Source organism: Streptomyces sp. NPDC091279, from assembly GCF_044757465.1.
In the GTDB taxonomy this organism is placed as follows: Bacteria; Actinomycetota; Actinomycetes; order Streptomycetales; family Streptomycetaceae; genus Streptomyces.
This window is the reverse complement of record NZ_JBIVVA010000004.1, coordinates 210,006-227,211: the sequence shown is the minus strand read 5'-3', so window position 1 is coordinate 227,211 and position 17,206 is coordinate 210,006. Positions and strand designations below refer to the sequence as shown.

Genomic DNA, 17,206 nt, shown 5'->3' with positions numbered 1-17,206 from the left:
ACCATCCGGCTGCCCACCGGCACCGGGAGGGGGTTCTCCCCAGGGCGGCGAGGGGTCGGAGGCCTCCGATTCCGGAGCCCCGAAGGGCACCCCGGTCCCGCACGCTCGATCGTTCCCTTCTCGTGATCGTGTTCGATCTCGCCGTGGGCGGGGAAAAGCCCGAGGATGCGTGATGTGCGTGAGTGGCCGGCGTCCTTCGGGGGCCTTTTCGAACGGTTCCGGGACCCGGTGGTCGTGCAGACACTGCGGTCGGCGGTGGCGGCGACGGTCGCGTACGTCGTCGCCGTCCATCTGGGCTCAAAACCGGCGCCGTTGACCGCTCCGCTCACCGCGCTGCTGGTGGTGCAGGTCACCCTCTACGCCACGCTCAAGAGCAGCTTCCGCCGGGTGAACGCGGTGGTCGCGGGGGTGCTGGTGGCCATCGGGTTCAGTCTTCTGGTGGGGCTGACCTGGTGGAGTCTCGCGCTGCTGATCCTGGCGTCGCTGGGCGTGGGGCATCTGGTGCGGGTGCACGAGTACGTGCCCGAGGTGGCGATCAGCGCGATGCTCGTCCTCGGTGTCACCACCGTCTCGGACACGGCCTGGCACCGGGTGGCGGAGACGCTGATCGGCGCGGTCGTCGGGCTCGGCTGCAATCTGCTGCTCGCGCCGCCGGTGTGGGTGGACGAGGCCGGCGAGTCGATCGAGGGCCTCGCGCGACGGGTGCGGCGGCTGATGCTGCGGATGGGCGAGGAGGCGGCGGGCCGCACCCCCGTCGAGCACGCGACGGAGCGGCTGCACGAGGCGCGCCGCATCGACCACGACATCGTCGAGGTGGACGCGGCGCTGCGGCAGGCCGAGGACAGCCTGCGGCTCAACCCCCGCGTGCGGGAAGGGCTGTTGCACCGGGTGGTGCTGCGCACCGGCCTGGACACGCTGGAGATCTGCACGGTGGTGCTGCGGGTCCTCGCGCGCACCTTCGCCGACCTCGCCACACGGCGGGACCCCGACCCCCTGTTCGCGCCCGGCACCGGCGCGGTCGTCGAGCAGGTGCTCGGCGAGGTCGCGGACGCCCTCGTCAGCTTCGCGGTGCTGGTGACGACCGACGTCAGCCAGAACGCGGAGTCGGCGGAGGCGCGGCTCGCCTCGGAGTTGCAGGCGGCGACGGCCACCCGGGACAAGCTCGCCCAGCTGCTGCTGGAGGAGGTCAGGCGGGACGAGCGGCAGTGGCAGCTGCACGGGGCGCTGCTCACCGAGGTCGACCGCATCCTGGACGAGCTGGACACCGAACACCGTTCGCACCGGCTTCTGGAGGAGCTGGACCGTGTCTCCAGCGAGCAGCGCGCGCGGATGCCCCGGCTGCACCGGGTCTGGGACAGCGTGCGCGATTCCCGCATCCTCCGTGCCCTGCACCGGAACCATCCCGGTGGCGCGAAACGTTCCAGGTGACGGAGTCACCGGGGGCGGCGAACGCCTTCGGGAACGGGAGCTGGGGGGCGGCCGATGAGTGACGGCGCGGTGCGGATCGACGGGGACACGGTGCGGTTGCCGGGCGGGGTGGCGGTGCGGTTCGTCCGGACGCTGCGGCTGCCGGAGTCGGGGACGCATCCGCTGCCGCCGGGGCTCGGCCGGTTCCCGGTGCGGCGGGTCGCCGACTTCCCCGACACGGTGCCGCAGGAGTGGCGGGCGCGGGGCGGGGTGATGCTGCCGGTGTATCCGCGGGAGGCGATGTGGCTGAGCTTCGCGGGGACGGTACAGCCGGCCGCGCTCCGGATCGGCGTCGGCACGGTGTGCGCGGTGACCGGCGAGGCGTGGCAGGAGCGGGCGTTTTCGGCCTGCGGGAGGTGACCGGCGGCGCCCTGTGTTGCGTACGAGCGGTGATCCACGTCAAGGTGGCCTGACGGGGCCGACGATCACCAAGGGGTGGGCATGGGCAGTGGGGCGAACGCCGACTGGAGCAGGCGCCGTTTCGCGGCCGCCCTGGTGGGAACGGCGGCGCTGCTCCCGGCCTGCACCCGCTCCGGGGCCGCCCCCGAGGCCACCGCCACCCACCGGGCGTCCGGCAGCGAGCCGACCCCGACGCCCGCGCCGACCGGCCCGCGCCCCCTGTACATCGGCACCTACACGGCGTCCAACGGCGGTGGCGGCAAGGGCATCGGGCTGGCCACCTACTCCCCCGAGAGCGGCCGCATCACCGGCACGGGCACGCTCACCGGCGTTCCCGACCCGTCGTTCCTCGCGGTGCATCCGAACGGCCGGACGCTGTACGCCGTCGACGAGGCCACCGCCGGTGCGGTGACCGCCGTCCGGCTCGCCGACCGCGCGATCCTGGGCAGCCGGAGCACCGGCGGCTCCGCCCCCTGCCACCTCTCGGTGCATCCCGGCGGGCGGTGGCTGCTGAGCGCCGACTACGGCTCCGGCAGCGTGGCCGTGCACCCGATCGACGCATCGGGCGCCCTCGGGGAGCGCACCGACAAGGTCACGCACACCCGTCCGGCGCCCGGCCCCGGCCAACAGGGCCCGCACGCCCACCAGTTCATCACGAGCCCGGACGGCGGCCATGTCCTCGCCGTCGACCTGGGCACCGACACCGTCTACAGCTACCGCCTCGACCTGGACACCGGCAAGCTCACCGAGACGTCCCGGGCCGCCGCCCGACCGGGCGCCGGGCCACGGCAGTTGACGTTCCATCCGGGTGGGCGGCACGCCTATCTGGTCAACGAGAACGACGACTCGGTCACCGTCTGCGGCTACGCCCTCGCCACCGGCCGCCTCACCATCGGCACCCCGCAGTCCACCGGCTCCGGCACGGGCACCAACCACCCCGCGCAGATCCTGGTGACGTCCGACGGCACGCACGCCTTTCTCGCCAACCGGGGCCACAACACCCTCGCGCGGTACGCGGTGGAGGCCGACGGGGCCCGGTTGCGGCTGCTCGGCACGGTGTCGGTGGCCGGGGACTTCCCGCGCCAGATCGCCTTCTCGCCGGACGGGCGGTTGCTGTTCGCGGCGAACCAGCGCTCCGGCACCGTCAGCGTCTTCCACGTCGACGGCGCCGGTGAACTGCGGCTCGCGGGCGAGCCGTTCGCGTCACCCGTCGCGGTCTGTGCGCTGCCGCTGTAGCGCGCGCGGGCAGGAGGCCGCGCTCGCCTGGGTGAGCAGCACATGCATGCGCTCGGTGAGCTGGCCCACGTCGTCGGCGGGCGTGTGGAACGGCAGCCGGACATCGCCGTGGGCGCTGTTGCGTTCGATCCGCAGGACCAGTCCGTGCCGGTCGACGGAGAGCGGCTGGACGCGGACGGCGCCGTGCAGGCTGTCGCGGTCGACGAGGCGGGTGAGCCGTTCGACCGCGTCGGCGTGGCAGTCGGCGAGGTGGGTCAGCAACTGGGCCTCGGCGGTGGCCAGCGGGTCGGGCCGGGCGGTGGCGAAGTCGTCGAGGTCGATCACGACCGCGCCGGACGGCGGGCGCAGCACCACGCGGGTGGCGTGGAAGGCGAGTTGGTCGTCCTCGGGGGTGAAGTACCCGGCGAGCCACAGTCTGGCCCGGATGCGGTTGCGGACGGGCACGGGCGCGACGTCAGCGAACTCCAGTACGGCGGACGGCTCTCCGCGTGGCGCGCAGATCGCGGCCGTGAGCAGAGCGCTGTCCTCGGGCACCTGGAGCAGTACCCGGCCGTCCTCCGTGACGGTGTGCGCCCCGACGAACTCCTCCCGTCCGCCGTCCGCCGTCACCGCGCAGGACCACGAGGCGGCGAGCACCGAGCGGGCCCGTTCCGCCGCCGCCGGCGCGGCCGTCCAGCTGTCGCTGTCGCCCATCCAGAAAACCTCCTCATTAGGTAAGCCTTGCCTAACCTACCGAAGATCGAGGAGTACGCCAACCACAGGACGGCAATGTCAGCCGTCACACCGACCTCTCAGGGGCCGAGGACGCCGAGCAGCGCCCGCGCGCACAGGTCCCGGACCTGCTCCCGGGAGAGGCCGGAACCGCGCAGCCACTCCAGGCAGACGGAGGTGGTGAACGCCAGCCAGCCGCGCACCGCGAGGGCGGTCTCGGGGCGCTCGCGCACGGCCGGGCCGAACTCCGGGTCCGCCGTCAGCGCGGCCAGGATCTGCCGCTCCTGGGCGGCCAACGCCCGCTGGTAGACGGCCCGTACGGCCTGGTCGCCGGTGGCGTCCGCGCGATGGAAGGCACGGAAGCCGTGCGCGTGGGTGTGCGCGTACTCCAGGTACGTGTCGAGTCCGGCGGCGAGCTGCTCACGGGCGGGCACGCCGGGCACGGCCTCGGTCAGGCGCAGCATCCGCTCGCTCTCGCGTTCGACGACGGCCGCGAAGAAGTCACGTTTGGTCGGAAAGTAGTGGTAGAGCAGTCCGCGGGAGACACCGGCGATCTCGGCGACCTGCTCGATCCACACCTCGTCGTACGGGCTCTCCGAGAACAACCCCGCCCCGACCGCGAGGAGTTGCTCGCGGCGCTCCTGGGTGCTGAGCCTGCGGCGCGTGCGTTCACCCTGGTTCGCGGCCATGGCGGCACCCTACTTGACTTACTTGACGTCGATACGACCACCGGATCAGACTGTTCCGCGCTATTGAATCCACGTACAACACGCACCGTCTGCCGTTGCACCGAGGGAGATCGCGTCATGGCGGAGACCACGGCCACGGGACTGCCCAAGGGGTTCCGGGGCGCCGAGCAGGGCTGGCCCGAGCTGCACCGCATCCCCCACCCGCCGCGCCGCCTGCCGTTCCTCGGCGATGTGCTCGGCGCCAGCCGGCGCACCCCGCTCCAGGACACCCTGCGCTACGCCGGTGACCTCGGTCCGGTCTTCCGGCGCAAGGCGTTCGGCAAGGAGTTCGTCTTCGCGTGGGGTGCGCGGGAGGTCGCCGACCTCGCGGACGAGTCGCGGTTCGCCAAGCATGTCGGGCTCGGCGTGGCCAACCTGCGGCCTGTGGCCGGGGACGGGCTGTTCACGGCGTACAACGAAGAGCCCAACTGGCAGTTGGCGCATGCTGTGTTGGCCCCGGGTTTCAGCCGGGAGGCGATGGCCGGGTACCACCCGATGATGCTGGCGGTGGCCGGGCGGCTGACCGACCACTGGGACCGTGCGGTGGCGGCCGGGCGGGCGGTGGACGTGCCCGGGGACATGACCAAGCTGACCCTGGAGACGATCGCGCGCACCGGCTTCGGGCACGACTTCGGCTCCTTCGAACGGTCCCGGCCGCATCCTTTCGTGACCGCGATGGTCGGCACGCTCACCTACGCGCAGCGCCGCAACACCGTGCCCGCGCCGCTCGCCCCCTATCTGCTGCGGGCCGCCACCCGCCGCAACGCGGCCGACATCGCCTGCCTCAACGACACCGTCGACGCGCTGGTGCGGGCCCGCCGTACGACGGGCGGCGGCGAGGGCGACGGCGACCGGGTCGGCGACCTTCTCGACCGGATGCTGGCGACGGCCCATCCGGTGACCGGCGAGCGGCTGTCGGCGCTCAACGTCCGGCGCCAGGTGATCACGTTCCTGGTCGCCGGGCACGAGACGACGTCCGGGGCGCTCTCCTTCGCCCTGCACTACCTCTCCCGGCACCCCGAGATCGCCGCCCGGGCCCGCGCCGAGATCGACGCCGTCTGGGGTGACGCGGAGGTGCCCGGGTACGACCAGGTCGCCAAGTTGCGTTATCTGCGGCGGGTGTTGGACGAGGCGTTGCGGCTGTGGCCGACGGCGCCCGCGTACGCCCGCGAGGCCACCGTCGACACCGTGCTCGCCGGGGAGCATCCGATGCGGCGGGGGGCGTGGGCGCTGGTGCTCACCGCGATGCTGCATCGGGACACCTCGGTGTGGGGGGCCGATGTGGAGCGGTTCGATCCGGATCGGTTCGAGCCGGGGGCTGTGCGGGGGCGTCCCGGGCACGTCTTCAAGCCCTTCGGGACGGGGGCTCGGGCGTGTATCGGGCGTCAATTCGCTCTGCACGAGGCGACGTTGGTGTTGGGGTTGCTGCTGCGGCGGTACGAGTTGGTTCCGGACCCGGGGTATCGGCTTCGGGTCACCGAGCGGTTGACGTTGATGCCGGAGGGGTTGCTGCTGCGGCTGGGGTGGCGGGGGGTGGGGTCTCGGGCGGCAGCGCGTTAGCCCTTGCCGGGCGGGGGGGGGCGTTGGGGGGTGTTGGGTTGGGGAGAGTTGGCGGGTGCGGGGCGGTGGGGGCTGGTCGCGCAGTTCCCCGCGCCCCTGGGTGGGGGGACTTGAGCTTCGCTGTTCAGTGCCGGCCGTGGGGGCTGGTCGCGCAGTTCCCCGCGCCCCTGGGTGGGTGGGGGGTGAGCTTCGCTGTTCAGTGCGGGTCGGGGGGCTTGGCGCGCCGTTCCTCGTGTTCCTGGGTGGGTGGGCTGGTCAGTGTGGGGTGGGGGGCCAGTGTGGGGGGTGGGTTAGGTGAGGGGGGAGGTGGGTTGTCTGGGTGCCTTGGGCTGCGTTCAGTTGGGGTTGGGTGAGGAAGAAGGCGCCTGTCAGGTCGGCGTCGGTGAGGTTGGTGTCTCTCAGGTCCGCGCCTATGAAGTCGGCGCCTCTGAGGTCGGCCTCGGTGAGGTCTGCCGCTATCAGGTAGGCGCCGCGCAGGTCGGCTCCGCTGAGGTCGGCGCCCTTCAGGCGGGCGCCCATCAGGTTCGCGCCGCGTCGGTTCTTGGCCCGGCCCCGGGCACCGGCGCGCATCAGTTCGCTGGTGCGCAGGAGGAGGGCGTTCACCTGTTGTCGGTGGGTGTCGACGTCGAGGGCGGCGAGTTCCTCGGGTGGGAGGTTCGTGAGGGCCTCGGTTCTCGTCAACTCGCTGCTCAGGTCCGCGTGGAGGGGGCGCGCCGGGGGCAGGGTGAGCGCCTCGGTGAGGTAGTGGAGCAGTTCGTGGAGTTGGCGGACCAGCGGGAAGACCTCGAACATCAGGTCGGCGTGGCCGGGTGGGCCGGTGCGCCAGTCCTGGCCGGCGAAGACGACCTGGGACACCTGTTGGCCCGCGCCGAAACAGTCGTAGACCGTGCAGCCCGTGAAGCCCTCCTGGCGCAGCCGGGGGTGGATGCCGCAGCGGTGGGTGGTGGTGAGGTTCCGGCAGGGGGTGCCGGGTTCTTTGTCGGTGGCGAAATCCCTGGAGCGGGTGAAGGGGAGGGCTGCGCAGCACAGGGCGAAGCACTGGGCGCAGTTGGCTTGTAAGGGGGTCATGCCTCGTCTCGGGTGAGGGTCAGGAGGTGGGTGAGGACGTGGGGGCCGGCTGTTCGGACCGCGTCGTGTTCGTACTCGTTGGTGATCCAGGGGCGTAGGCCTCGGATGGCGGCGGCCGTCGCCAGGGAATGGGCGGTGTCCACGTACAGGTCGTCGTGGTAGATCGCGGCGGCCACCGGGACGTCGTTCTCGGCCAGCCGGGCGCGGTCGTAGAGGCGGGGCCAGTCGGCGCGGGCGGCGAGGAGGTCGGCCGTCTCGCGCAGCGGGCGCAGGGCCGGGTCGGCGTCGAACATCCAGGGGTGGATCGTCTCGCCGGTGAAGAACAGCGGCCCCTCCCCCACGAGGCTCTTCGCCGCGTCGAACTGCGGGAACTCGGCGCGCACCCGCTCGGCGGACCAGTTCGTGGGCCGGTCGCCCTGACCGTAGGTCGCCTCGTGGACGAGGGCGTAGAGGGGGTGCCCGGCGTAGGAGAGCTGGGTCTGGACCTCTTCCTGGAAGGCGTCGGACAGGCGCGGTCCCGCCGGGGTGGGCACGAAGGCGTGCTCCAGGAGGAAGTGGAGCCGGTGGCTGCCGTCGCCGGTGCCGAGGAGGATGCCCAGGGACTGGAAGGCCTCGACGGTGAACCGGTAGCCGTTCGGCAGGGTCACCTCGTGGGTGAGCAGGTGGTCGGCGATGCGGCGGGCGCGTTCGACGTCCTGCGGGTAACGGCGGTAGTGCGCGGCGACCTTGCGGGCGACGCGGGGGTAGGCGGCCCGGTAGACGTCGTCGGCGTGGGCGTCCAGGGCGGGCAGCCCGCCGGTGATCACGGCGGCGGCGAGGCCCTCGGGGGCGGTGGAGAGGTAGGTGACGGTGCAGAAGCCGCCGAAGCTCTGGCCGAGGACCGTCCAGGGGGCGCCGCCGGTGAGGCGGGGGCGGATCGCCTCGCAGTCCCGGACGATCGAGTCGGCGCGGAAGTGCCCGAGATACGCGGCCTGTTCGGCGGGGCCGCCGCGCAGCGGGAGCGTCTGCCGGGTGGCCGGGGTGGAGTGGCCGGTGCCGCGCTGGTCGAGCAGCAGGACGCGGTACTCGTCCAGGGCCCGGTCCAGCCAGCCGGGGCGGCCGACGAGGCGGTTCGCTCCGAAGCCGGGACCGCCCTGGAGGTAGAGCAGCCACGGCAGGTCACGGTCCGCCTTGGCGCTCGCGACGACCTCACGGGCGTAGAGGTCGATCGTCTCCCCGGCCGGGTCCGCGTGGTCGAGGGGGACGGTGAAGGTGTGGTCGGTGAGGACGACTCCGGGCTGGCGGTACGTGGCGCTCAACAGGTCTCCAGGGACGCGGACGGGCCGGGGAACGCCGTCCAGTTCAGCACATGGTGTGCGGTCACCGGGGCCGGGATCAAGCGACTTTTACTGACCCGGCGGTCAGCGGGAGGCCAGGCTCGATCTGCGGACGACCAGTTCGGGCTGGAGCACGACCCGGCGGTGGTGGTGGCTCTGCGCGCCGGACTCGGCGTCCTCGGTCTCCTCCAGGAGGAGTTCGGCGGCGAGGGCGCCCAGGGTGACGGCGGGCTGGCGGACCGAGGTGAGCGGGACCGCTGCGGCGGCGGCGAACTCGATGTCGTCGTAGCCGACGATCGCGAGGTCGTCGGGGACCCGGACCCCGGCCGCGTACATGGCCTGGAGGACGCCGAGGGCGAGCAGGTCGTTGGCGCAGAAGACGGCGGTGGGCCGGTCGGCGAGGCCCAGCAGCCGGGCGCCCGCGTCCCGTCCGGCGGCGACGTCGAGCCGTTCGGTGGGCAGTTCGCGCAGGCTGTCCGGGCCGAGGCCGGCCTCCGCGAGGGCGCTGAGGGCGCCGGTGCGCCGGTCACGGACCTGGTTGAGTCCGGGCGGCCCGCTCACGTAGGCCAGCAGGCGGTGACCGGCGTCGACGAGGTGGCGCACGGCGAGGGCGCCGCCCGCCACGTCGTCGACGGAGACGGAGCACTCGGTGGTGCCCTCCGCGACCCGGTCGACGAGGACGAAGGGGATCGCGTGCCGCCGGAACGTGGCGATGTTGCGGCCGGTCGCGTCGGCGGGCGTCAGCAGCACGCCGCGCACCCGCTGCTCCGCGAAGAGCGACAGGTACTCGGCCTCCTCGCTCGCGCTCTGGGCGCTGTTGCAGACCATGACGCCGAGCCCGGCGTCGCGCGCGGCGCGCTCGGCACCGCGCGCCACGTCGACGAAGAACGGGTTGCCCATGTCGAGCACCAGGAGCCCCATGATGCGGCTGCGTCCGGCGCGCAGTTGGCGGGCGGACTCGCTGCGCACGTAGCCGAGCCGGTCGATCGCGGACAGCACCCGGGCCCGGGTCTCGGCGGCGACCGAGTCGGGACGGTTGATGACGTTGGAGACCGTGCCCACGGAGACCCCGGCGGCGCGGGCGACGTCCTTGATACCCACCGACTGAGCCATCAGGCAGGGACCTCCAGAGTGACGCGGGACGGCGGGCGCAAGACCCTCACAGTACCGCCGTCCCCGGGCGCGTCGGGACGGGTCACGCGGGCAGCGCGAAGTCCGCCACCCGCAATGCGGAGGGGGTCGTTCCGCTGGACTTCTCCTGGTAGAGGAACGACAGCACGTTGTCGGCGCGCACCCGCAGCTCGTCGACGACGACCTCACCGAAGGCGTTCAGGCCGCTCCCGTCGTGCAGGAGCGTCCAGTCGGTGTACCCGGAGGACTGGGAGGCGGCGGCGATCCTGCCGTGCGGGAGGACGGCGTAGGCGTTGTCGTAGCGGTCCAGGACGAGCTTGGTGCGCTGGGTGGAGTTGAGCGGGACGGGGATCTCGGTCTTCTGCCAGCTGCCGGAGGCGTTCTTGCGGAGGTGGAAGACGCGGCCGTTGGCGGTGCGGTCGGCGACGTAGTTCGTCGTGCACTGGCCGAAGCGGCCGGGGACGTAGCTGATGAGGGCGTGGGGCCGGCCGACCGAGTCGGTGGCCTGGCTCTCCTGGTTCATCAGGGAGTGGTCGGGGTCGAGCGGGTCGACGACGAGCCCGGCGTCAGTGACGGCGACCTGGTCGGTGCCGCCCGTGGTGGCGACGACGGTCCCGGCGTCGTTGCGCCAGGTGCGGCCCCGGTCGGTGGAGTAGACGTAGCCGGTGTCGTGGTTGGTGATGCCGCCGCCGCTGCACATCACCGCGTTGTTCTGCTCGCGCCAGGTGAAGAGGGCGTGCAGGCGGCCCGCGGTGTCGTAGTCGATGCCGTGCAGGTACATGTTGCGGGCGGTGCTGGAGCCGTGCGCGCTGGTGTAGGTGCCGGTGGAGCTGGTCCACTCCCCCAGCGCCGTCCACCGTGAACCGTCGTACTCGGCAAGGGCGTTGCGGCCGTTGCCGGAGATCCCGACCCGGTAGCTGAGCTGGAGGCGCCCCTCGGGCGTGGCGATGAACTGCGGGTAGGTGAACTGGTTGGTGAGCGCGAGCCCGTCCAGCGTCGTCTGGACGGCGCCGAACGCGGCCGAACTCCAGCTTGTGGAGCCGGGGTTGTCGAGGAGTCCGGCGACCGACTTCACGTAGAAGAAGCCGTCGCTGTGCGAGTCCATGTTCAGATGGAGCCGCCCGTCGGTCTTCGACAGGCCCAGGGAGATGACGTTGTGGGAGTCGTCGCTCTTGAGGCGGTGCCCGAGCGTGACGGTCGCCCAGCTGGTGGAGGAGAGCGCCCGGCGGCCGACGACGGCACTGCGGTCCGCCGTGTACCAGGCCGCGTACTGATGGCCCTGGTAGGTCAACAGGCCGCTCTTCTGGAAGGAGTTGTTGTTGACCAGTCCGTCGTAGGACACGAAGTACAGGGCGCGGGCGTCGAGTTGGCTGGTGCCTCGGGCGGTGACGGCGGGTCCCGGGGCGGCCGCCCGCGCGGTGCCGGGGGCGGCCACGGCGGCCAGCAGGGCGCTGGTGAGCACGGCACGTCTTCTCATGGGGGGCTCCTGGTGGGGGTCAGGCGAGGTGGAAGACCTCGGTGAGGGGGGTCATCGCCGCGTCGGGCCGGGTGCCGTCCAGCGACTCGAAGAACGGCGCCATCTCGGCCTGCCAGCGGGCGTTGACGTCCGTGGCCTCCATGCCGGCCCGGGCCGCGGCGAAGTCCTCGGTCTCCAGGTACCCGACGAGGAGACCGTCCTCGCGCAGAAACAGCGAGTAGTTGTGCCAGCCGGTGGCACGCAGCGCCTCCAGCATCTGCGGCCACACGGCGGCATGCCGTGCGCGGTACTCGTCGAGCCGCTCCGCCCGGACCTTCAGCAGGAAGCACACGCGCTGCATCAACACCCCTTCGCTGGATCGGGACTTGGCTGTTCAGAAGTCGAACTGGTCGATGTTCTCGGCGTCGAACACGGTCGGCCTGCCCAAGTTGATCACGCCGTCCTTGCCGAGGGTGTACTCGGTGCCCCCTGCCGTGAAGGTCTCGCCCTGTCTGCCGGTGATCTGGCCGGAGGAGAGGGCGACGGCGGTGCGGGCGGCGAGGTCGCCGAGCTTGGCCGGGTCCCACAGTTCGAAGGCGTCGATGGTGCCGTTCTTGATGTACGTGCGCAGGTCGTTGGGGGTGCCGAGGCCGGTCAGCCTGACCTTGCCCCGGTACTTCGAGCCGGACAGGTACTGGGCGGCGGCCTTGATGCCGACGGTGGTCGGGGAGACGATGCCCTTCAGGTCGGGGTACTCCTGGAGCAGGCCCTGCGTCTGCTGGAAGGACTGCTGGGCGTCGTCGTTGCCGTACGCGACCTTCACCAGCTTGATGTTCTTGTACTTGGGGTCCTTCAGCTCGTCCTTCATGAACCCGATCCAGGTGTTCTGGTTCGTGGCGGTCTGCGCGGCGGACAGGACGGCGATCTCGCCCTGGTAGCCGATCTGCCGGGCGAGCAACTGCACCTGGGTGCGGCCGAGGTCCTCGGCGGCGGCCTGCGAGACGAAGGCGTCACGGCAGTCGGGCTTGGTGTCCGAGTCATAGGTGACGATCTTGATGCCGTTCCTCATGGCCTGCTTGAGCGCGGTGCACAGGGCGCCGGGGTCCTGCGCGGACACGGCGATCGCGTCGACCTGCTGCTGGGTGAGCGTGTTGACGTAACTCACCTGCCCCGAGGTGTCGGTGGCGCTGGAGGGGCCCACCTCCTTGTATGTCTCGCCCAGTTCGGCGAGGGCTCTGGCGCCGCCCCGGTCGGCGGAGGTGAAGTAGGGGTTGTTGACCTGCTTGGGCAGGAAGCCGACGGTCAGCCCCTTCTTCAACTCGGCCTTCGGGTCCGCTTTTTGGGCGCTCGTGGCGGCGGAGGCGGCGTCCTTGACGTCGTTCTTCGTGGTGCCCCCGCAGGCGGTGACGGTGAGCGCGAGGGAGGTGACGGCGGCGAGGGCCGCGCAGCTGCGGCGGAGCGAGGACGGGCGCATCGTGGGGGTCCTTTACGGGGGTGAGCGGGCTTACGGCGTCGGGGCGGCGGCCCTGCGGCCCGCGCGCGCGAGGGCGAGTCGGCGGGCGACCTTGGGGCCGAGCACGGAGACGACGAGGAGGACGCCGGTGACGACGATCTGCGACTGGGCGGAGACGTCGAGCAGGCTCATCACGTTCTGGAGCGCGCCGAGCAGGAACACCCCGGCGATCGCGCCGCCGAGGGTGCCCTTGCCGCCGTCGAAGTCGATGCCGCCGAGCAACACGGCGGCGACGACGGAGAGTTCGAGCCCGGTGGCGTTGTCGTAGCGGGCGCTGGCGTAGTGCAGGGCCCAGAACACGCCGGTCAGCGCGGCCATCAGACCGGTCACGGTGAACAGGATCAGCTTCTGCCGCCTGACCCGGATTCCGGCGAAGCGGGCGGCCTCCTCGTTGGCGCCGATCGCGAACAGTGACCGCCCGAACGGCGTGGCGTGCAGGGCGACGACGGCGACGGCCAGCAGCGCGAGGAACGGCGGGAACGCCAGCGGCAGGAAGGTGTCACCGACGCGTCCGGCCGCGAAGTCCAGGTAGGAGGTGGGGAAGTCGGTGACCGCGTCGGCGCCCAGCACGATCTGCGCGATGCCCCGGTAGGCGGCGAGGGTGCCGATGGTGACGGCCAGCGAGGGCAGCCCGAGCCGGGTGACGAGGAGGCCGTTGACCAGCCCGCACGCCACGCCCAGCAGGAGGCACAGCGGCACGATCGACTCGATCGCGAGGCCCTCGTTCCACAGCCGGCCCATGACCGCGCCCGACAGACCGGCCGTCGACGCCACCGACAGATCGATCTCACCGGCGACGACGAGCAGCGTCATCGGCAGGGCGATCAGCGCGATCGGCAGCGTGTTGCCGAGCAGGAACGACACGTTGAAGGCGTTGCCGAACCCGTCGACGAAGGAGAACGACAGCAGCAGCACGGCGATCAGGAGGGCGCCGACGACGGTGTCCCAGCGGACGGCGCGCGCGACGGACTCAGGCATGGCGGGCGTCCCCTTTCTCCCTGGCGGGCGGCGAACTGCCGTTGCCCGTGGGCCTCTTGGCGGCGGGCCTCTTCAGGGCGGACGCCACCCGCAGGGCCACGATCCGGTCGACGGCGATGGCGAGGAGCAGCAGGACGCCGTTGATGGCGAGGACCCACACGGAGCTGACGCCGAGGGCGGGCAGCACGCTGTTGACGCTGGTCAGCAGGAGCGCGCCGAGGGCGGCGCCGTGGACGGTGCCGGAGCCGCCGGTGAAGGCGACGCCGCCGACCACGACCGCGCTGACGACGGTGAGTTCGTAGCCGGTGCCGGTGCCGGAGTCGACGTTCCCGAACCGGGCGAGGTACAGCGCCCCGGCGAGGCCCGCGAGTCCGCCGCAGCAGGTGTACGCGGTGAGCACGCGTCGGCGGACCGGGATACCGGCCAGCCGGGCGGCCTCCGGGTTCGAGCCGAGGGCGTACAACTCCCGTCCGCCGCCGACGTGGTGGAGGTAGTAGGCGGTCACCGCCAGGACGGCGAGCGCGATCAGCGCGAGCCAGGGCACCGCCGAGATGCCGCCGGAGCCGAAGTCGACGAATCCGCCCGGGAGATCGGCGGCGGTGATCTGCCGGGAGCCGACCCAGAGGGAGTCGACGCCCCGGATGATGTACAGCGTGCCCAGGGTGACGACGAGCGCGGGCACCTGGCCGAGGCTGACCAGCAGCCCGTTGAGCAGCCCGCAGCCGACGCCGAGCGCCACGGCGAGGAGGGTCGCGACGACGGCGTCGCCACCGCCGTGCAGGACGGTACCGGCGGCGAACGCGCTGATGCCGAGGGTGGAGCCGACCGACAGGTCGACGTTGCGGGTGAGGACGACCAGGGACTGGCCGGTGGCGACCAGGACCAGGATGGCCGCGTTGAGCAGCAGGTCCTTGATGCCCTGTGCGGACAGGAACGCGCTGTTGGCGGCCTGGGTGACGGCGATCATCACCAGGAGGACGGCCAGGATGGCGAGTTCACGCAGGGTGAGGACGCGGTCGAGCAGCCGGGTGGCGCGGGCGGTGGGGCGTTCGGCGGCGGGCGCCGGTGGGGGCGCGGTCAGCGTCATGCGGCGGCCCTCCGTACGGGTGGGGTCATGCGGAGGTCCTCCCGGTCGCCGCGGCCAGCACGGTCTCCTCGGTGGCGGCGGCGCGGGGGATCTCGGCGGTGAGGCGTCCCTCGTGCATCACCAGGACCCGGTCGGCCATGCCGAGGATCTCGGGCAGGTCGGAGGAGATCATCAGGACGGCCACCCCGTCGGCGGCCAACTGGCTGAGCAGCCGGTGCACTTCGGCCTTGGTGCCGACGTCGATGCCCCGGGTGGGTTCGTCGACGATCAGCACCTCGGGTCCGGTGGCCAGCCACTTGGCGAGGACGACCTTCTGCTGGTTGCCGCCGGACAGGGTCGAGACGGCGTCGGCGATCCGGGCGTACTTGACCTGGAGCTTGAGGGCCCAGTCGAGGGAACGGCCGCGTTCGGCGGCGCGGTCCATCAGGCCGGCCCGCGCGGTGGTGCGCAGTCCGGTGAGGCCGATGTTGCGCTCGATGGACATGCCCATCACCAGGCCCTGGGCCCGCCGGTCCTCGGGGACGAGGGCGAGCCCGGCGGCCATCGCCGTGGAGGGCGCCCCGTTGGGCAGGGCCCGGCCGCCGACCTCGACGGTCCCGGCGTCCCGGCGGTCGACGCCGAACACCGCCCGGGCGACCTCGGTGCGCCCCGCGCCGACCAGTCCGGCGAGGCCCACGATCTCGCCGCGCCGCACCTCGAAGGAGACGTCGGTGAAGACGCCCTCGCGGGTCAACCTGCTGACTTTCAGGGCGACTTCGCCGGGTGTGACGGGCTGCTTGGGGTACAGCTCGTCGAGATCGCGGCCGACCATGCGCCGCACGAGGTCGTCCTCGGTCATGCCGTCGACGGGTTCCGTGGCGATCAGGGCGCCGTCGCGCAGGGTGGTGACCCGTCGGCAGATCTGGAAGATCTCGGCCGGCCGGTGGGAGATGAACAGCACGGCGGCGCCCTGGTCGCGCAGGGCGCGGACGACGCCGAAGAGCCGGGCGACCTCGCTGCCGGTGAGCGCGGCGGTGGGTTCGTCCATGATCAGGACGCGCGCGTCGAAGGAGAGGGCCTTGGCGATCTCGACGATCTGCTGGTCGGCGATGGACAGGCCACGGGCGGGCCGGTCCGGGTCGAGGGTGACTCCAAGTCGCTTCATCAGGGCGGCCGTTGAGACGTGGGTGGCCTGGTGGTCGATGCGGCCGAGGGAGCGCCGGGGCATGCGGCCCATGAAGATGTTCTCGGCGATCGACAGGTCGGGGAAGAGCGTGGGTTCCTGGTAGATGACGGCGATCCCGGCGTCGCGGGCGTCGCCGGGCCCGTGGAAGACGACGGGTGCGCCGTCGAGCAGGACCCGTCCCGTGTCCGGCCGGTGGACCCCGGCGAGGGTCTTGATCAGGGTCGACTTGCCCGCGCCGTTCTCCCCGGCGAGGGCGTGCACCTCGCCGGGGAACAGCTTCAGAGAGACGTTCCGCAGGGCACGCACCGCACCGAAGGACCGGGAGATGTCCTCCAAGGCGAGCACCGGGGGCGGACCCGTGTCGGACGGGTGGGTCATGAGGGGCTCCTCGGCGGCTCCTCGACGACGCGGCGGAGGTGGTCCCGACACCGTCGTGAAAGGTTTCAACCTGGTTGCCGGGACGTTAGGCGTGTGCGCCAGGTCACGTCAATGGGGCGTCGTCGAACATCCAGGAGGCGGCGCCGAGGCCCGGTCGGATGGCTCGCCGGGGGGCAGGGGCCGTCAGTCGACGTGGGCGGCGATGGTGCGCGCGCACTCCAGTGACTCCGTACGGGTCGTGTCCACCTCCAGGTCGTAGGTCACGCCCTGGTGCACGGTCTCCGCCTGGAGCGCGGCCATGCCCCGGACCCGGTCCCCGCGCGCGATCTCCCGCCCCTCGGCGACGGCCGTCTCGCAGCGGACGCCGACCGTGAGCACGGTCAGTCCGGCGAGGGCCTTCTCCCACCGCCGCTGGGAGGCCGCCCCGCCGAGGAACACGTCGTCGATGATGACGCGGGCGCCCGCCCGGGCCATCGCCGCGATGCCCTCGGCCCACGCCTCGTCCAACGCCCGGAACTCCGCGCCGACCGCCACTCCCCCGTCCGGCGTGATCTCCAGGCCCGCTTCCGAGCTGCGCAGCGCGGCGGGCATCGCCTCGATGAGCGCGTCGACGCCGAACGCCAGCCACGGGTCGGGCAGTACGGCCTGGAGACACCGGACGATCCCGGACTTCCCCGCGCTGGAACCACCGTTGAGAACGATCACCTGAGTAGCCACCGCGCCACCCTAGAGCGCCCCGCGCACCGGGCGAAACGAATTTCACGCACCGCAGACCCGTACCCGCCGACCCGCACGAGAACCACGAAGACCGCTCCGGCCTGCCGAAAGACAGCTGACCTACCATGCCCACTGCTGGAGGAGGGCGCGCGGCAAGGTGGTGCGCCTTCTCAACGGCTGTCCCGCCCGCCCTTCCTGGAAGGCGATCCCGTCCCATGCCCGAGGCACTCACCCCGCTGCCCACCGCCGACCTCGTCGACCAGTACGGCCCCGAACTCCGTGTGTGCGACGTGCAG

The 17,206-nt window shown here is 72.1% G+C and carries 15 protein-coding genes and 1 pseudogene; 4 read left to right on the top strand and 12 right to left on the bottom strand.

Going from position 1 to position 17,206, the window contains the following annotated elements:
* The first annotated feature begins 165 nt into the window (after positions 1 to 165).
* From ACIQOU_RS11465 to ACIQOU_RS11455, 3 genes and pseudogenes are all read left to right on the top strand, one after another.
* Positions 166 to 1,428 carry an aromatic acid exporter family protein gene (locus ACIQOU_RS11465; RefSeq protein WP_401536153.1) on the top strand — a complete coding sequence of 421 codons (1,263 nt, stop codon included), beginning with the start codon at positions 166 to 168 and terminating at the stop codon, positions 1,426 to 1,428.
* 54 nt (positions 1,429 to 1,482) lie between these two features.
* Positions 1,483 to 1,803: pseudogene (locus ACIQOU_RS11460) on the top strand (hypothetical protein); the annotation flags it as partial.
* A gap of 105 nt (positions 1,804 to 1,908) precedes the next feature.
* Complete coding sequence (locus tag ACIQOU_RS11455) at positions 1,909 to 3,102, top strand: lactonase family protein (RefSeq protein ID WP_401536152.1); 1,194 nt, start codon at positions 1,909 to 1,911, stop codon at positions 3,100 to 3,102.
* Here the strand turns inward: ACIQOU_RS11455 and ACIQOU_RS11450 are convergent.
* Together ACIQOU_RS11450 and ACIQOU_RS11445 are read right to left on the bottom strand one after the other, a co-directional pair.
* Positions 3,070 to 3,795 carry a DUF2470 domain-containing protein gene (locus tag ACIQOU_RS11450; protein WP_401536150.1) on the bottom strand — a complete coding sequence of 242 codons (726 nt, stop codon included), beginning with the start codon at positions 3,793 to 3,795 and terminating at the stop codon, positions 3,070 to 3,072. The two genes, ACIQOU_RS11455 and ACIQOU_RS11450, sit on opposite strands and share 33 nt — an antisense overlap.
* Positions 3,796 to 3,893: 98 nt before the next feature.
* The gene (locus tag ACIQOU_RS11445; RefSeq protein WP_401536149.1) at positions 3,894 to 4,502 is read right to left on the bottom strand and encodes a TetR/AcrR family transcriptional regulator; all 609 of its coding nucleotides are present in this window, start codon (positions 4,500 to 4,502) and stop codon (positions 3,894 to 3,896) included.
* Between the two features lie 117 nt (positions 4,503 to 4,619).
* Here ACIQOU_RS11445 and ACIQOU_RS11440 point away from each other — a divergent pair, with 117 nt between their 5' ends.
* On the top strand, positions 4,620 to 6,101 hold the full coding sequence (locus ACIQOU_RS11440; RefSeq protein ID WP_401536148.1) for a cytochrome P450: 1,482 nt from the start codon (positions 4,620 to 4,622) through the stop codon (positions 6,099 to 6,101).
* A gap of 255 nt (positions 6,102 to 6,356) precedes the next feature.
* Here ACIQOU_RS11440 and ACIQOU_RS11435 read toward each other — a convergent pair whose 3' ends face one another.
* The 10 genes from ACIQOU_RS11435 to cpt form a co-directional block, all read right to left on the bottom strand.
* A complete protein-coding gene (locus ACIQOU_RS11435) occupies positions 6,357 to 7,169 on the bottom strand; it encodes a pentapeptide repeat-containing protein (RefSeq protein ID WP_401536147.1) in 813 nt (270 codons plus the stop codon).
* Positions 7,166 to 8,467 carry an alpha/beta fold hydrolase gene (locus tag ACIQOU_RS11430; protein ID WP_401536145.1) on the bottom strand — a complete coding sequence of 434 codons (1,302 nt, stop codon included), beginning with the start codon at positions 8,465 to 8,467 and terminating at the stop codon, positions 7,166 to 7,168. The genes ACIQOU_RS11435 and ACIQOU_RS11430 overlap by 4 nt, the downstream gene beginning before the upstream one ends.
* Positions 8,468 to 8,569: 102 nt before the next feature.
* On the bottom strand, positions 8,570 to 9,598 hold the full coding sequence (locus tag ACIQOU_RS11425; protein WP_401536144.1) for a LacI family DNA-binding transcriptional regulator: 1,029 nt from the start codon (positions 9,596 to 9,598) through the stop codon (positions 8,570 to 8,572).
* An 82-nt stretch (positions 9,599 to 9,680) separates the two neighbouring features.
* On the bottom strand, positions 9,681 to 11,093 hold the full coding sequence (locus ACIQOU_RS11420; protein WP_401536143.1) for a BNR repeat-containing protein: 1,413 nt from the start codon (positions 11,091 to 11,093) through the stop codon (positions 9,681 to 9,683).
* Between the two features lie 19 nt (positions 11,094 to 11,112).
* The gene (locus ACIQOU_RS11415; RefSeq protein ID WP_401536141.1) at positions 11,113 to 11,433 is read right to left on the bottom strand and encodes an L-rhamnose mutarotase; all 321 of its coding nucleotides are present in this window, start codon (positions 11,431 to 11,433) and stop codon (positions 11,113 to 11,115) included.
* Positions 11,434 to 11,466: 33 nt separating this feature from the next.
* Positions 11,467 to 12,546, bottom strand: coding sequence for a rhamnose ABC transporter substrate-binding protein (gene rhaS, locus ACIQOU_RS11410; protein WP_401536140.1), 1,080 nt, complete (start codon positions 12,544 to 12,546; stop codon positions 11,467 to 11,469).
* Between the two features lie 30 nt (positions 12,547 to 12,576).
* On the bottom strand, positions 12,577 to 13,563 hold the full coding sequence (locus ACIQOU_RS11405; protein ID WP_401536139.1) for an ABC transporter permease: 987 nt from the start codon (positions 13,561 to 13,563) through the stop codon (positions 12,577 to 12,579).
* Positions 13,556 to 14,650, bottom strand: coding sequence for an ABC transporter permease (locus tag ACIQOU_RS11400; protein WP_401536138.1), 1,095 nt, complete (start codon positions 14,648 to 14,650; stop codon positions 13,556 to 13,558). Before ACIQOU_RS11400 ends, ACIQOU_RS11405 begins: the two co-directional genes overlap by 8 nt.
* Positions 14,651 to 14,675: 25 nt before the next feature.
* Positions 14,676 to 16,193 (bottom strand): sugar ABC transporter ATP-binding protein, encoded by a 1,518-nt coding sequence (locus tag ACIQOU_RS11395; RefSeq protein WP_401536137.1) that lies wholly within the window; start codon positions 16,191 to 16,193, stop codon positions 14,676 to 14,678.
* Between the two features lie 183 nt (positions 16,194 to 16,376).
* Positions 16,377 to 16,910, bottom strand: coding sequence for a chloramphenicol phosphotransferase CPT (gene cpt / locus ACIQOU_RS11390; RefSeq protein WP_401536134.1), 534 nt, complete (start codon positions 16,908 to 16,910; stop codon positions 16,377 to 16,379).
* Between the last annotated feature and the right edge of the window lie 296 nt (positions 16,911 to 17,206).

Excerpts from the sequence above, each read along its gene's own strand:
- ACIQOU_RS11465 (WP_401536153.1), top strand. The coding sequence starts at position 166 with ATGCGTGATGTGCGTGAGTGGCCGGCGTCCTTCGGGGGCCTTTTCGAA.
- ACIQOU_RS11455 (WP_401536152.1), top strand. The coding sequence starts at position 1,909 with ATGGGCAGTGGGGCGAACGCCGACTGGAGCAGGCGCCGTTTCGCGGCC.
- ACIQOU_RS11450 (WP_401536150.1), bottom strand. The coding sequence starts at position 3,795 with ATGGGCGACAGCGACAGCTGGACGGCCGCGCCGGCGGCGGCGGAACGG.
- ACIQOU_RS11445 (WP_401536149.1), bottom strand. The coding sequence starts at position 4,502 with ATGGCCGCGAACCAGGGTGAACGCACGCGCCGCAGGCTCAGCACCCAG.
- ACIQOU_RS11440 (WP_401536148.1), top strand. The coding sequence starts at position 4,620 with ATGGCGGAGACCACGGCCACGGGACTGCCCAAGGGGTTCCGGGGCGCC.
- ACIQOU_RS11435 (WP_401536147.1), bottom strand. The coding sequence starts at position 7,169 with ATGACCCCCTTACAAGCCAACTGCGCCCAGTGCTTCGCCCTGTGCTGC.
- ACIQOU_RS11425 (WP_401536144.1), bottom strand. The coding sequence starts at position 9,598 with ATGGCTCAGTCGGTGGGTATCAAGGACGTCGCCCGCGCCGCCGGGGTC.
- ACIQOU_RS11420 (WP_401536143.1), bottom strand. The coding sequence starts at position 11,093 with ATGAGAAGACGTGCCGTGCTCACCAGCGCCCTGCTGGCCGCCGTGGCC.
- ACIQOU_RS11415 (WP_401536141.1), bottom strand. The coding sequence starts at position 11,433 with ATGCAGCGCGTGTGCTTCCTGCTGAAGGTCCGGGCGGAGCGGCTCGAC.
- rhaS (WP_401536140.1), bottom strand. The coding sequence starts at position 12,546 with ATGCGCCCGTCCTCGCTCCGCCGCAGCTGCGCGGCCCTCGCCGCCGTC.
- ACIQOU_RS11405 (WP_401536139.1), bottom strand. The coding sequence starts at position 13,563 with ATGCCTGAGTCCGTCGCGCGCGCCGTCCGCTGGGACACCGTCGTCGGC.
- ACIQOU_RS11400 (WP_401536138.1), bottom strand. The coding sequence starts at position 14,650 with ATGACGCTGACCGCGCCCCCACCGGCGCCCGCCGCCGAACGCCCCACC.
- ACIQOU_RS11395 (WP_401536137.1), bottom strand. The coding sequence starts at position 16,193 with ATGACCCACCCGTCCGACACGGGTCCGCCCCCGGTGCTCGCCTTGGAG.